The 13,615-nt window shown below is 74.3% G+C and carries 14 protein-coding genes; 5 read left to right on the top strand and 9 right to left on the bottom strand.

Annotated features, from left to right (window positions below; genetic code table 11):
* Positions 1-81: 81 nt before the first annotated feature.
* Positions 82-2,124, top strand: a complete 2,043-nt coding sequence (locus BJP25_RS31120; RefSeq protein WP_075978647.1) for an ATP-dependent DNA helicase — start codon at positions 82-84, stop codon at positions 2,122-2,124.
* Between the two features lie 35 nt (positions 2,125-2,159).
* Positions 2,160-2,498 (top strand): hypothetical protein, encoded by a 339-nt coding sequence (locus BJP25_RS31115; protein WP_143219408.1) that lies wholly within the window; start codon positions 2,160-2,162, stop codon positions 2,496-2,498.
* 105 nt (positions 2,499-2,603) lie between these two features.
* Here the strand turns inward: BJP25_RS31115 and BJP25_RS31110 are convergent, their stop codons facing one another.
* Positions 2,604-3,173 (bottom strand): HdeD family acid-resistance protein, encoded by a 570-nt coding sequence (locus tag BJP25_RS31110; protein ID WP_075978646.1) that lies wholly within the window; start codon positions 3,171-3,173, stop codon positions 2,604-2,606.
* 172 nt (positions 3,174-3,345) lie between these two features.
* Between BJP25_RS31110 and BJP25_RS31105 the strand changes: the two genes are divergently transcribed.
* A complete protein-coding gene (locus BJP25_RS31105; protein ID WP_075978645.1) occupies positions 3,346-4,344 on the top strand; it encodes a dihydroxyacetone kinase subunit DhaK in 999 nt (332 codons plus the stop codon).
* Positions 4,345-4,346: 2 nt separating this feature from the next.
* Entirely contained in the window at positions 4,347-4,958 is a 612-nt protein-coding gene (gene dhaL / locus BJP25_RS31100; protein WP_075978644.1) for a dihydroxyacetone kinase subunit DhaL, read from the top strand.
* A 16-nt stretch (positions 4,959-4,974) separates the two neighbouring features.
* On the opposite strand, the gene BJP25_RS31095 is transcribed toward dhaL, so the two are convergent.
* From BJP25_RS31095 to BJP25_RS31060, 8 genes are all read right to left on the bottom strand, one after another.
* Entirely contained in the window at positions 4,975-5,742 is a 768-nt protein-coding gene (locus BJP25_RS31095; protein WP_075978643.1) for an aminoacyl-tRNA hydrolase, read from the bottom strand.
* The gene (gene serB / locus BJP25_RS31090; RefSeq protein WP_075978642.1) at positions 5,739-6,947 is read right to left on the bottom strand and encodes a phosphoserine phosphatase SerB; all 1,209 of its coding nucleotides are present in this window, start codon (positions 6,945-6,947) and stop codon (positions 5,739-5,741) included. The genes BJP25_RS31095 and serB overlap by 4 nt, the downstream gene beginning before the upstream one ends.
* A gap of 130 nt (positions 6,948-7,077) precedes the next feature.
* Complete coding sequence (gene ctaD, locus BJP25_RS31085; protein WP_075978641.1) at positions 7,078-8,850, bottom strand: aa3-type cytochrome oxidase subunit I; 1,773 nt, start codon at positions 8,848-8,850, stop codon at positions 7,078-7,080.
* A gap of 211 nt (positions 8,851-9,061) precedes the next feature.
* Positions 9,062-10,294 carry an aldehyde dehydrogenase family protein gene (locus BJP25_RS31080; RefSeq protein ID WP_075978640.1) on the bottom strand — a complete coding sequence of 411 codons (1,233 nt, stop codon included), beginning with the start codon at positions 10,292-10,294 and terminating at the stop codon, positions 9,062-9,064.
* 49 nt (positions 10,295-10,343) lie between these two features.
* The gene (locus tag BJP25_RS31075) at positions 10,344-10,673 is read right to left on the bottom strand and encodes a hypothetical protein (protein WP_075978639.1); all 330 of its coding nucleotides are present in this window, start codon (positions 10,671-10,673) and stop codon (positions 10,344-10,346) included.
* A 270-nt stretch (positions 10,674-10,943) separates the two neighbouring features.
* Positions 10,944-11,570, bottom strand: coding sequence for a TetR/AcrR family transcriptional regulator (locus tag BJP25_RS31070; RefSeq protein ID WP_075978638.1), 627 nt, complete (start codon positions 11,568-11,570; stop codon positions 10,944-10,946).
* A gap of 155 nt (positions 11,571-11,725) precedes the next feature.
* The gene (locus BJP25_RS31065) at positions 11,726-12,328 is read right to left on the bottom strand and encodes a TetR/AcrR family transcriptional regulator (protein ID WP_075978637.1); all 603 of its coding nucleotides are present in this window, start codon (positions 12,326-12,328) and stop codon (positions 11,726-11,728) included.
* Positions 12,329-12,365: 37 nt separating this feature from the next.
* Positions 12,366-13,010, bottom strand: coding sequence for a M50 family metallopeptidase (locus tag BJP25_RS31060; protein WP_084794849.1), 645 nt, complete (start codon positions 13,008-13,010; stop codon positions 12,366-12,368).
* 150 nt (positions 13,011-13,160) lie between these two features.
* Here BJP25_RS31060 and BJP25_RS31055 point away from each other — a divergent pair, with 150 nt between their 5' ends.
* Positions 13,161-13,535, top strand: a complete 375-nt coding sequence (locus tag BJP25_RS31055; RefSeq protein ID WP_075978635.1) for a hypothetical protein — start codon at positions 13,161-13,163, stop codon at positions 13,533-13,535.
* The last annotated feature ends 80 nt before the right edge of the window (positions 13,536-13,615 follow it).

Here is a 13,615-nt window from a genome sequence, read left to right as displayed (position 1 = left end):
AGGCGAAGCAACGGGTGCAACCCGGACGGGGGACGTGACCGCGCGGCGGGTTTGTCGGACCCCACCGGTACCGTCTGCGCTGTGCCGGACTCCCTGCCTCCCCTCCGCGAGCTGCTGGCCACGGCGGTCGCCGCCGTGGGTGGCGCGGAGCGGCCTGGGCAGACGACGATGGCCGAGGCCGTGCAGGACGCCATCCGCACCGGGGACCACCTGGCCGTGCAGGCGGGCACCGGCACCGGCAAGTCGCTGGCCTACCTGGTGCCCGCGATCCGGCACGCGGTGGAGAAGGGCACCACGGTGGTCATCTCGACCGCGACCATCGCCCTGCAGCGCCAGCTGGTCGACCGCGACCTGCCCCGGGTGGCCAAGGCGCTGGCCAAGCCGCTCAAGCGGACGCCGAGCTTCGCCATCCTCAAGGGCAGGCGCAACTACCTGTGCCTGCACAAGCTCGACGGCGGCCCGGCCGACGACCCCGACGACCAGGCGCTGTTCGACCCGTTCGCGATCTCCCGGATGGGGCGGGAGGTCACCCGGCTTCGGGAGTGGGCCAGCGACACCGAGGCGGGCGACCGCGACGAGCTGGTGCCGGGGGTGTCCGAGCAGGCGTGGCGGCAGGTGTCGGTGTCGGCGCGCGAGTGCCTGGGGGTGTCCCGCTGCCCGGTGGGCACCGACTGCTTCGCCGAGCGGGCCAGGGCCGAGGCGGGCCGGGCCGACGTGGTGGTCACCAACCACGCGCTGCTGGCCATCGACGCCCTGGGCACCGCCCAGGTGCTGCCCGAGCACGACGTGGTGGTCGTCGACGAGGCGCACGACCTGGTCGACCGGGTGACCTCCGCGGCGACCGGCGAGCTGTCCGCCGCCGCGGTCGCGGTGGCCGCCCGGCGCACCGGCAGGCTCGTCGAGGAGGACCTGGCCGACCGGCTCGCCGAGGCGGGCGACGGGCTGGCCATGCTGCTCGAGGACGTCGCGGTGGGCAGGCTGGACGCGCTGCCCGAACCGCTGAAGGTCACGCTGACCGCGCTGCGCGACGCCGCCCAGCACTGCACCACGGCCATCGGCCCGGAGAAGCGCGGCACCGAGGCCGACGAGGCCAGCCAGCGCAAGCAGGCGCTCGCCGCGCTGGAGGACGTGCACGACACCGCCGTGCGGGTGCTGGAGGCGTTCGAGGCCGACACCGCCCACCAGCGCGACGTGGTGTGGGTGACCGGGGACTTCGGCTCGCAGAACCCGCGCCCGCCGACGCTGCGGGTGGCGCCGCTGAACGTGGCCGGGCTGCTGCGGGAGAAGCTGTTCGGCGAGCACACCACCGTGCTCACCTCCGCCACCCTCACCCTGGGCGGGTCGTTCGACGCGCTCGCCCGGCAGTGGGGGCTGCCGGTGCGCCAGAGCAGCGGCGCGCGCGCCGAGGGCGCCGCGCTGGACAAGGAACCGCCCTCCGACGACGGCGCGGTCCACTGGACCGGGATGGACGTCGGCTCCCCGTTCGACCACGGGAAGTCCGGCATCCTGTACGTGGCCAAGCACCTGCCCCCACCGGGGCGCGACGGCCTGCCCCCGGCCTACCTCGACGAGCTGCGCGAGCTGGTCGAGGCCGCGGGCGGGCGGACCCTGGGGCTGTTCTCCTCGATGCGCGCGGCCAAGCAGGCCGCCGCGCAGCTGCGGGAGGGCGCGGCCTCGGAGATCCTGTGCCAGGGCGAGGACTCGACGTCGCTGCTGGTGAAGAAGTTCGCCGAGAACCCGGCGACCTGCCTGTTCGGCACCCTGTCGCTGTGGCAGGGGGTGGACGTGCCCGGCCCGTCGCTGTCGCTGGTGGTGATGGACCGGATCCCGTTCCCCCGACCGGACGACCCGCTGGCCTCGGCGCGGCAGCGCGCGGTGGAGGCCCGCGGCGGCAACGGGTTCCTCACGGTCGCGGCCACCCACGCCGCGCTGCTGCTGGCGCAGGGCGCGGGCAGGCTGCTGCGGTCGATGGACGACCGCGGCGTGGTGGCGGTGCTGGACCCCCGGTTGGCCACCGCCCGCTACGGCGGGTTCCTGCGGGCGTCGCTGCCGCCGTTCTGGTCGACCACCGACCCCGCCGTGGTGCGGGGCGCGCTGAGCAGGCTCGCCGCGGCGGCGGGCTGAGCGCGGCGCGGGACGAGACGATTCACGGAGGACGCGTGTCCAGCAACCCCGGTGATGCGGGCATCACCGTCGACGACCAGGGCGTGCGCAGGCAGCTCGCCGACGGGAGCGTGGAGTCGGTGGACTGGGCCGAGTTGGCCGAGGTCGCCATCCGCACCACCCCGGAGGGGCCGTGGAAGGAGGACGTGTTCTTCCTGCTCATGCGCGAGGGCGGCGGCGGGTGCGCGGTGCCCGCCGGGCACCCCAGCGCCGACGAGCTGATGTCGCGGTTGCAGTCGCTGCCGGGGTTCGACAACGACGCGTTCGTGGAGAGCATGACGACCGTCGAGGACGGCCTGTTCGTGGTCTGGCAGCGCGGCGAGGCCTCGGACTAGGGCGTCCGCCACCAGAGGGGCGGCGCCAGATCCCGTTCGTCGCCGTGCCGGGTTGCCTCGGGCGGGACAGGCGCCCGTGAGCGGCCGATTCGCCGAACCGGGGACCTAGCGCGTCGCGTTGTGGACCCGGCGCAGGCTGAACCCGAACCACACCATGCCGATGCCGCGCAGCAGCAGGGCGATGCCCAGGAACAGCGCCAGGGTGAGGATGGTCAGGCCGGGCAGCACCAGCGCCAGCACGCCCGCGACGGCGGTCAGCACGCCCAGGGCCAGCCACAGCCCCCACATCGGCAAGCGCTTGCGCGCCCGGATCGCGGCCGCGACCTGCACGACGCCGCCGAGCAGGAACCCGACGCCGACGAAGGTGGCCAGCGCCAGCAGCGTCAGCCCCGGCCAGACCAGGGCGAGCACGCCGACCAGCAGCCACAGCCCGCCCAGCACGTAGGCGGGCCAGCCCTGGTGGTGGCGGCCCGCGGTGGCCAGTTCGGCGGCGCCGTCGAAGATCAGCCCGATCGCCACCAGGACCGCGAGCGCGCCCGCCGCGGTGGCCAGGTTGCCGATGAGCAGCACGCCGAGGACGGCGACGAGGAAGCCCAGCAGGACCGGGACCCACCACCGGGCGGTCAGCCGGTGCAGGGCCTGCGCCCCGGGGGTGATGGTGAACGCCGCGCTCATCGCGATCTCCCTGCCTCGCCCCAAGATGGTCACCCCCAGGATGGTCGCGCTCGGGCGGGCGCGCTCGGCGAAACCCCCCGACCGGGTGGCGCGGGCGAGCACTGGCCGGGGCGCCGGTGAGGGCAGAGGATGGCGGCATGCCCCCGCTCACCGCCCCGACGGGAACCACCGCATGAGCCCCTACTTCGCCGCGTCCCCCGACGCCCTGGTCGACGACGCCCTGGCCGGGTTCGCCCTGGCCCACGCCGACCTGGTGCGGCTGGTGCCCGACCCCGGGTACGTCACCGCCGTCGCCCCCGCGCCCACCCGGGTGGTCGGCCTGGTCTCCGGCGGCGGGTCCGGCCACGAGCCGCTGCACGCCGGGTTCGTCGGCGCCGGGCTGCTCGACGCCGCCTGCCCCGGCCGGGTGTTCGCCTCCCCGCACAACCGCCAGGTCTACGCGGCGTCGAAGGCGGTGGCGGGCCCCGGCGGGGTGCTGCACGTGGTGAAGAACTACACCGGCGACAAGATCAACTTCGCCATCGCGGCCGAGCGCCTGCAGCACGACGGCATCCGCTGCGCCCGGGTCCTGGTCGACGACGACGTGGCCACCGACTCCGCCGACATCGCCGTCGGCCGCCGCGGCACCGGCGCCACCGCGGTGCTGGAGAAGCTGCTCGGCGCCGCCGCCGACACCGGTGCCGACCTCGACGCCCTGGTCGCCCTGGGCGAGCGGGTGGTGGCGGGCAGCCGCAGCATCGCCGTGGCCTCCGCCGCGCACACCTCCCCCGCCACCGGCGCCCCCGCCTTCGACCTCCCGGCGGGCGAGGTCGAGTACGGCGTGGGCATCCACGGCGAGCGCTCCGGCCGCACCCGCCCGCTGGGCGAGGTGGCCGACCTGGTGCGCGACATGACCGGGGAACTCCTCGGCTCGCTCGGCCTGGCGCCGGGCGAGCGGGTGATCGCCCTGGTCAACGGCCTGGGCCGGACGACGCCGATGGAGCTCTACGGGATCCACCGGCACTTCGCCGCGGCGCTGGCGGACCGGGGCGTGGTGCTGGAGCGGGTGCTGGTCGGCTCCGTGGTGACCGCCCTGGACATGCGCGGCTTCTCCCTGTCCGCCACCCGCACCGACGACGGGCTCACCGCGCTCTGGGACGCCCCCGCCACCGCCCCCGCCTGGAAGGCCTGAGCATGACCGACACCACCGCGGCGACCTGGCTGCGCGCCTTCGCCACCGCCGTCCTCGACGCCGAGGACCGGCTCACCGCCTTGGACCAGGCCGCCGGGGACGGCGACTTCGGCGCCAACATCGCGGGCGCGGTCCGCTTCACCCTGGCCGACCTCGACGCGCTGGCCGCGGGCGCCGCCGAGGACGAGGTGATCTCCGCGGCCGCGAGCGCGTTCCTGGACCGGGTCGGCGGCACCAGCGGCCCCCTGTTCGGCCTGCTCTTCCAGGAGTTCGCCGCCGCCACCCGCCAGGCGGGCGGCTTCACCACCGCGGCCCTCGCGGCGGGCGCGTCCGCCGGGTTGGCGGCCATCCAGCGCGTCGGGGAGGCCGAGGTGGGGGACAAGACCCTCGTCGACGCCCTCTCCCCCGCCGCCGACGCCCTGTCCGCCCTGCCGGACGACACCCCCTTGGCCGAGGCGTTCGCCGCCGCCGCGCGGGCGGCCGACGAGGGCGCCCGGTCAACGGCGGACGTCCGGGCCCGCCGGGGCCGGGCCAGCTACGTCGGCGACCACGCGATCGGCGTCGTCGACCCCGGCGCGGTCACCGTCGGCCTGCTGTTCGCCGCGGGCACCTGAGCCAGGGCCGCCTGCGTCAGGGGCGGCGGGCCAGGACCGTGACGGTGCCGGGGGCGACCTCGGTGAAGCCCGCGTCCCGGACGACGGCGAGCCCGTGGGCGCGCCAGGCCTCGTCCGGGGCGGCGGCGGGGTTCACCGCCGCCCAGTCGGCCGCGCTGGGCGTGCGCACCGCGGTGCGGAACCCGCTCGCCGCCCAGGCGTCGAGGCGGGCCTGGTCGCCCTCGGCGTGCAGGAGGGCGGCCAGGAGCATGGTGCCGTGGCCGACCTGGGCGGCGGCCTTGCCCGCCGTCATCGGCACGGTGGGGTTGAGCCACAGCAGCGGGGCGCCCTCGGGCACCGGGCCGGGGGTGGAGGCGGGCAGTTCGCTGCCGGAGATCTGCAACCGGCTGACCTCCTTGGGGGTCTCCACGACCCGGTAGGGGATCAGCGCCCGCGCCTGGGCCCCGTCCACCTCGACGGTCACCCCGGGCAGGTCCTGCACGGCCGCCCAGTGGGCGCCGCGGGCCCGGCGGGACACCTTGCGGATGCGCCCGGACACCCAGTCGCTCAGCTCCGGGTACCACTCCTGCGACGCCTCCGGCGCCAGGCAGACGGCGATCGCGGCCGCGGCGGCGGCCTCCAGCAGGGCCGTGCGGTCGGGCTGCGGGTCGCGCTCGATGCGCAGGACGACCGGCATCGCGCGGACCCGCTCGGGGTCCTCGTCGGAGGTGTCGTGCGCGGCCGCGGCCGGGCGGGTGAGCCAGGAGGCGTACCGCTCGGCCAGCGGGTCCAGGATCGCGGTCACAGCCGCTCCGGGGCCAGGCCGTCGGCCAGGTCGGCGGCCTCCACCTCGGCGCGGGTGACGCCCAGGACGAACAGGACGACGTCGAGGTAGGGGTGCGACAGGGCGGTGTCGGCCACCTCGCGCAGGGCGGGCTTGGCGTTGAAGGCCACGCCCAGGCCCGCGGTGGCGAGCATGTCGATGTCGTTGGCGCCGTCGCCGACGGCGACGCACTGGGCCAGCGGCACCCCGTACTGGTCGGCGAAGCGGCGCAGGGCGGTGGCCTTGCCCGCCCGGTCGACGACCTCGCCGAGCACGCGGCCGGTGAGGGTGCCGTCGACGACCTCCAGCTCGTTCGCGGCGTGGAAGTCCAGGCCCAGCTCGTCCACCAGGCGCTCGATGACGTAGTCGAACCCGCCGGAGACCACCCCGCAGCGGAAGCCCAGCCGCTTGAGGGTGCGGATGGTGGTGCGCGCGCCCGGGGTCAGCGCCAGGTCGGCGGCCACCTCGTCGAGCACCGCGGCGGGCAGGCCCTTGAGCAGCGCGACCCGCTGGTGCAGCGACTCGGTGAAGTCGATCTCGCCGCGCATCGCCGCGTCGGTGATGTCCTTGACCCGGTCCTCGCACCCGGCCTTGGCGGCCAGCATCTCGATGACCTCGCCCTGCACCAGGGTGGAGTCCACGTCGAAGACGATCAGCCGCTTGGCCCGCCTGGCCAGCAGGTCGCGCTCGACGGCGATGTCCAGGCCCACCCGCCCGGACAGGTCGGCCAGCGCGGCGCGCAGCGCGGCGTCGGCGGCGTCGGTGTCCTGGGCGACCGAGACCCGCAGCTCCAGGCCGGTGACCGGGTAGTCGGCCACCCGGCGGATGGTGTCGATGTTGGCGCCCTGGGCCGCCAGCGCCCTGGCCACCTCGGAGAAGGCCCTGGCGGTGACCGGCTTGCCCAGCAGCACCACCACGTGCGTCGGCTCGCCGCTCACCGACGGGTCGACGCCCACCTCCACCACCACGCCCATGCCGACCGAGGCCATCGCCTGCTCGACGTACTCCTGCAGGCCCTCGGCGTCGTGGTCGGCGGCGACCTGCACGCCCAGCACCAGCTGACCGCGGATGACGACCTGCTCGACGTCGAGGACCTCGACGCCGTGGCGCACCAGCACGGCGAACAGCACCGAGGAGACCCCGGGCTTGTCCGGTCCGGTGACGGTGATCAGGACGGGGGTGCTCACGTTCGGGCGCTCCTGGGTGCTCGCCGGGGCCGCGGCGACGGCCCCGGACGCGGGACTGCGGGTGGCCCGGGCACCTGCGGCACCTGGTCCACCCGCAGCTCGCTGTCGGGGACGGTCGGGATCACCCTGCTCAGTTGGGGAGCGTGGGGTCGCCCTTGGAGATCTCGTCGGGGTTCATCTTCTCGGCGAGCACCTCCGACGGGGCGGGCCGGTGCTTGGCCGAGCCGACGCCGATGTACTTGTCGTGGTGCATCTGCTCGACCATGTGCGGGTAGTGCAGGTCGAACGCCGGGCGCTCGGAGCGGATCCGGGGCAGCTCGGTGAAGTTGTGCCGCGGCGGCGGGGAGCTGGTGGCCCACTCCAGGGAGTTGCCGTAGCCCCACGGGTCGTCGGCGTTGACCAGCTCGCCGTAGCGGTAGGAGCGGAAGACGTTCCAGATGAACGGCAGGGTGGAGGCGCCGAGGATGTAGGCGCCGATGGTGGAGATCGTGTTCAGCGTGGTGAACCCGTCGCTGGCCAGGTAGTCGGCGTAGCGGCGCGGCATGCCCTCGTTGCCCAGCCAGTGCTGGACGAGGAAGGTGCCGTGGAAGCCGATGAACGTGGTCCAGAAGTGCAGCTTGCCCAGGCCCTCGTCGAGGAACCGGCCGGTGATCTTCGGGAACCAGAAGTAGATGCCCGCGAAGGTCGCGAACACGATCGTGCCGTAGAGCACGTAGTGGAAGTGCGCGACGACGAAGTAGGTGTCGGACACGTGGAAGTCGATCGCGGGCGCCGCGAGCAGCACGCCGGTCAGACCGCCGAAGAGGAAGGTGACCAGGAAGCCGATGCTGAACAGCATGGGCGACTCGAAGGTCAGCGAGCCCTTCCACATGGTGCCGATCCAGTTGAAGAACTTCACGCCGGTCGGCACGGCGATGAGGAAGGTCATGAAGGAGAAGAACGGCAGCAGCACCGCGCCGGTGGCGTACATGTGGTGGGCCCACACGGTGACCGACAGGGCGGCGATGGCCAGGGTCGCGTAGACCAGGCCGCGGTAGCCGAACAGCGGCTTGCGGCTGAACACCGGGAAGATCTCCGAGACGATGCCGAAGAACGGCAGCGCGACGATGTAGACCTCGGGGTGGCCGAAGAACCAGAACAGGTGCTGCCAGAGGATGACCCCGCCGTTGGCCGGGTCGAACACGTGCGCGCCCAGCTGCCGGTCGGCGATGAGGCCCATCAGCGCCGCGGTGAGGATCGGGAAGGCCAGCAGCACCAGGAGGCTGGTGATGAGGATGTTCCAGGTGAAGATCGGCATCCGGAACATCGTCATGCCGGGGGCGCGCAGGCAGACCACGGTGGTCAGCATGTTGACCGCGCCGAGGATGGTGCCGAGGCCGCCGACCGCCAGGCCCATGATCCACAGGTCCGCGCCGACGCCCGGCGAGTGGATCTTGTCCGACAGCGGGGTGTAGGCGAACCAGCCGAAGTCCGCGGCGCCGCCCGGGGTCAGGAAGCCGGAGATGACGATGATGCCGCCGAACAGGTACAGCCAGTAGGAGAAGGCGTTGAGCCGGGGGAACGCCACGTCCGGCGAGCCGATCTGCAGCGGCAGGATGAAGTTCGCGAAGCCGAACAGGATCGGCGTCGCGTACAGCAGCAGCATGATCGTGCCGTGCATGGTGAACAGCTGGTTGTACTGCTCCTGCGACAGGAACTGCTGGCCCGGCACGGCGAGCTCGCTGCGGATCAGCATCGCCATCGCGCCGCCCACCATGAAGAAGGCGAACGACGTGACCAGGTACATGATGCCGATCTGCTTGTGGTCCGTCGTGCGGAACAGCCGCAGCAGGTACGAACCCTTGGCCGTCTCGCGGGCCGGGTACGGCCGCGTGGCGATCGGCTGCGGGGCTACTGCCGTCACTCCTGCCTCCTGCAACTGATGGGTGGTGGGCGTCCATCCGAGCGCGCGGCCGGCCACGCCGGTGCGGCTCTGGGGGGATCGTAGCCCGCTGCCGACCAGCGGGCTCGTGTGGGCTTGGTGTGCTGTGGACTACTCGATCGCGTCAGTTGCCCAGCTCACACCCCCGGCGCCGGGCATCCCGGACGCCCGGGGCGTTTCTCGTCGTACCTGCTCAATCCGGCAGCACGGCGTACTGCCGCAGGGTCAGGTCGGTGAAGGTGACGGGGCCTCGGGGGCCGGGCACGCGGTCGATGTTGATCCCGGTCTCCGGGACGCCGAGGAGCTTGAAGCCGTCGAGCAGCCGGGTGGGGGCGTTCCAGAACACCCCGGTGCCGGTGTAGGCCGCCATGAACCCCGCCGCGGCCGCGCTGTCGCTGGTCACGATGCCCGCGGCGAGGCCGGAGGTGCGTTCGTTGGCGATCTTCGCGGCCTCGGCCAGGTCGGCGACGGGGGCGATGGTCACGGTGGCCTCGCGGTCGCCGTCGAGTGCCCACTCGTAGCCGATGGGGTGCTCGTGCGGGGGCAGCGAGGCGACCACGTCGACCTCCTTGAGCGCGGCCTCGATGCCGGGCAGCGCGGCGTCGTAGACCTCGCGGTGGACCAGCAGCAGGTTGAGCCGGTTGCACACGCCCAGCCGGTCGAGGCTGCGGCGGATGAGGTCGGCGGCGAAGGCGTGGTCGGCGCCCTTGTCGTAGTAGAGGACACCGCCGCCGTCGGCGTGCGCGAGGGTGCGGACGCCGACCTGGGCGGCGCGGCGGCCCAGCTCCCGGGTGCTCTCGCCGCTGCCGCGCAGGATGACCAGCGGGATCAGCCCGGCCTGCTCGACCAGGGCGCCCGCGGCCTCCCGGTCGGCGGTGGGCACCAGCTGCACGGCGGCCGGGTCCAGGCCCGCCTCGTCCAGCGCGGGGGCGATGACGTGGCGCAGCAGCGCGGTGGCCGAGCGCAGCGCGGCCGAGCCGGTGCGCAGCACCCCCGCGTTGCGCGACTTGACCAGCTGGGAGGCCACGTCGACGGTGACGTTGGGCCGGGCCTCGTAGTTGGCCCCGATGACCCCCACCGGCCTGCGCAGCTCGACCAGCCGGAACCCGCCGTCGAGCACCCGGACCGGGGTCTGCCTGGGCGGGTGGGCCACCCCGGCGAGCAGGCGCAGCTGCTCGGCCATGTCGGCCAGCCGGGCCTCGGTGATGCGCAGCCGGTCGAGCAGGCCGCCGGACATCCCCGCGGCCTCGGCGGCGGCCACGTCCTCGGCGTTGGCGGCGAGCACGGTGGCGCGGGCCGAGGACAGCCGGGCCGCCATCTCCCCGATCGCGGCGTCGATCGCCTCGTCGGAGGCCGCGGCCAGCGCCGGGGCGGCCGCGGCCGCCCGCCGCGCGCACTCCGCCACGACCTCGTGCACGTCGCTCATGTCCCTCGTCCTCTCGCCTCACCCGGCCGTGTGCCGGGTGGAGTGTGCCTCAGCCGCGCAGGCGGCCCTCGAAGGTGACCCCGGTGACACCGCCGTCGCGGTTGCGCACCGGGCGGAAGACCGCGTCGACGGTGGCCGCCCCGACCCGCACGCCCTCGGCCCGGTACTCGTCCGCGCCCGCCAGCACGCCCGCGACGCCCTCGGCGTGCCCCTCGACCGGCAGCGGCCCGCCGACCAGGTCGTCGCCGAGGGCCGCCCGGCCCGCCGCGTTGACCGTGCGGACCACCAGGTCCGGCCCGTCGCACAGCGCCAGCACCACCGTCGCCTGCTCGAAGCACGTCAGCGCCTCAAGCACCCCTCCACCGGAGAAGCCCGTCATGCCACCCGTCCTCCCGTCCCCGACCGCCCGCGTGGTCGGCGCCCCGCCGACGACCCGAGGTTGCCAGGAATCGGGCGCGGACGCTCCCCGCTATCCACAGGGCGGACGCACACCCCGGCCGGGGGTCACCCCGCGGTGGTGACCTGGATCGATCCCGATGACAGCGAGTTGCGGACTGCACGTTGCGCGGCGAACGGGTCGAAGTGGACGGTGCACGAGGACCGCTCGACTAGCGGTCCGGGGTGGACGGTGGCGCGCGGCCGGTTCGGCTCAGTCCCCGGCCACCGGGACCCGGTACAGCGACGCCGCCACCTCAAGCCGCTTCTCGTCGAGGTCGTGGCCGGGGCGCACGGCGTTGGCGAAGGTCTCGCCGTCGAAGATGTGCAGCACCGACGAGACCACCGCCTGCCGGGTCTCCACCGGCTGCGCGGCCACCGCCGGGATGCGCAGCGCGGTCAGGTAGATCTCCTCGCCCAGGGCGTCCACGGTGGGCGCGAGCCTGGCCCGCAGCGGCGCGTCGGTGCGGGCGGCGACCAGCACCTCGAACCACACCAGGTTCAGCGGCGAGCGGCAGGCGGCGCGGATGGCGCGCAGCACCTCGTGCGGGGTCGCGCCGCGCTCGGCCACCGGGCCGACCTGCTCCCAGAAGTTCGCCGCCAGCCGCCTGCCGACCTCCTCGGCGGCGGCCACGACCAGGTCGAGGCGGGTCTCGAAGTGCCGGAAGAGCCCGCCGTGCGACACCCCGGCCCGTCTGCAGATCTCCTGCACCGAGGCGCGGGCGTAGCCGACCTCGGAGATCGCGGCGATGGTCGCGTCGACGAGCTTGCCCACGGTCGCCTCGCGGCGCTCGCGCTGGGTGCGCCGCCGCGGCGGCGTGGCCTCGGCCGGGTCGGTCACTGGGGGTCCCTCTCGATCTGGGTAGCCGGTACTGCCGACTATCCATGATCGTTGTGGGACTTCGCTTGCGCCACAGCGGGTCCGGGGTGACACGAACAGGTGGCGACATCGCGACCGGTCGCACTCACACCGGCCACATCGGAGTGAGCGCCCGCTCAGGCGTCCTTTTCGGACTTCGGCAGCCCGAGCAGCGAGCGCAGCGTGTCGGCGAGCACACCCACCGGGATGCCCGGGTCGATCACGCGCTGGATCCCCAGCCCGATCCCCAGGCTGAGCAGGGCGGTGGCGAGGTCCTGGGCGGGCAGCGGCGCCGGGTGCGCCGAGGTGTCGAAGGTGCGCGCGAGCGCGGCGATGGCGTCGCGGACGGCCCGGTCGCGCACCGCCAGCTCCGCCCGCAGCGCGGGGTCGCGGCGGGCCTGGAGGCCGAACTCGACCTCCAGCACCGTCCACCCCTCGTCACCGATCATCCGCTCCGCCCACTGCGAGAACAGCGCCACGGCGTCGTCGAAGGGCCTGCCCGCGATCGCCTCGCCGACGGCCTTGATGTGCTCGGCGTGGATGTCGTCGAGCACGACCAGGCAAAGCTCGTCCTTGTTGCGGAAGTTCGAGTAGACCGCGCCCTTGGAGAAGCCGGCGGCCTCGGCCACCTTCTCCAGCGACGTGGCGTGGTAGCCGTCGCGCAGGAACAGCTCCTTGGCGGTGGCGACCAGCAGCTCGCGGGTGCGGGCCTGGCTCTCGACCCTGCTCAGTCGGGGCATGCGGGCAGCCTAACGCCCGAATACCAGCGGTACCTGGTCACGGTAGGAGCAACCACGCGCAGCCGAGCGCGAGCGCGCCCAGATCGATGAGCGCGAAGGAGCCGACCCAGAAGAAGCCGGGTGCCCCGGTCAGCCGCGCCAACTGGTCCGCGTCGGAGTCCCCGGCCCGCCCGCGGGCCCGCTTGCGCTGGAGCTCCACGACCGGCCGCAGGCCCCCGACCAGCAGGAACCAGGCGATGAAGTAGGCGAACGCCGCACGGACCTCCGCCGGGGCGAACCACGACACCGCGAACAGCAGCAGCCCCGTCACCACCACCGACAGCACCCCGTAGGCGTTGCGCACCATGACGAGCACCCCGAAAAGCAATATCGCGCAGATCACCAGGACCGCGCTCGTGCGCTCCCCCGCGAGCAGCGCCGCGAACGCCAGCCCGAGCAGCGACGGCGCCACGTACCCGGCGAGCGCGGTGAGCACCATGCCCGGCCCTTCCGGGCGCCCGCGCGACACCGTCACCCCGGAGGTGTCCGAGTGCAGCCGGATGCCCGACAGCCGCCTGCCCGCCAGCAGCGCGACCAGCCCGTGCCCCGCCTCGTGCACGATCGTGATGACGTTGCGGGCCACCACCCACACCGGGCGCACGAGCACCACCAGCAGCGCCACCCCGGCGGTGACCAGCACCATGGTGGCGGGGGGCTCCCAGGCCTCCCCGAAGATCCGCTGCCAGAGGTCGGGGGCGTCGGTCGTCAGCACACCCCCGATAGTGGCACCCCCGCGCGCGGGGGTGCCGCGGCTCGCCCGGTGCGCCGCCACCACCGCCGGTAGCCTGCGGGAATGGCTCAGCTGACGTGGATCCCCCGGGCGCTCGGGGTGGCGACCGCGGTGTACGGGGCGGCCGTGACCGCCCGCCCGACCCTGATGGCCAAGCCCACCGGGCTGGTGAACGCGGCGGGCTCGCCCTCGCGCGGGGTGGCGGTGCTCACCCGCAGCATCGGCGTCCGCGACGTCGCCACCGGCCTGGCCATGGCGCTGGCCCCCGCGGGCGCCCCGCTGCGCGCCGCGATCGCCGTGCGGGTGGTCTCCGACCTCGCCGACGCCGTCGGCTTCGGCACCGGCCTGCCCGGGGCCGACGCCCGGCGCAACTCCGCGCTGGTGGCGGGCGGCTGGGCGGCGCTGTGCGGGTTGTCGGCGCTGGCCGCCGGGAGCTGACCCCGATCGGGTGACCCGGGGGCACCCGAGCGCTTGTCGCACGGTGAGGTCGTCCGCGCAAGGCCTACCTCTCGGCGGGA

This window comes from Actinokineospora bangkokensis (assembly GCF_001940455.1).
Classification (GTDB): Bacteria; Actinomycetota; Actinomycetes; order Mycobacteriales; family Pseudonocardiaceae; genus Actinokineospora; species Actinokineospora bangkokensis.
Note: the sequence above shows the minus strand (reverse complement) of the source record. Positions and strands in the feature narration are given on the sequence as shown.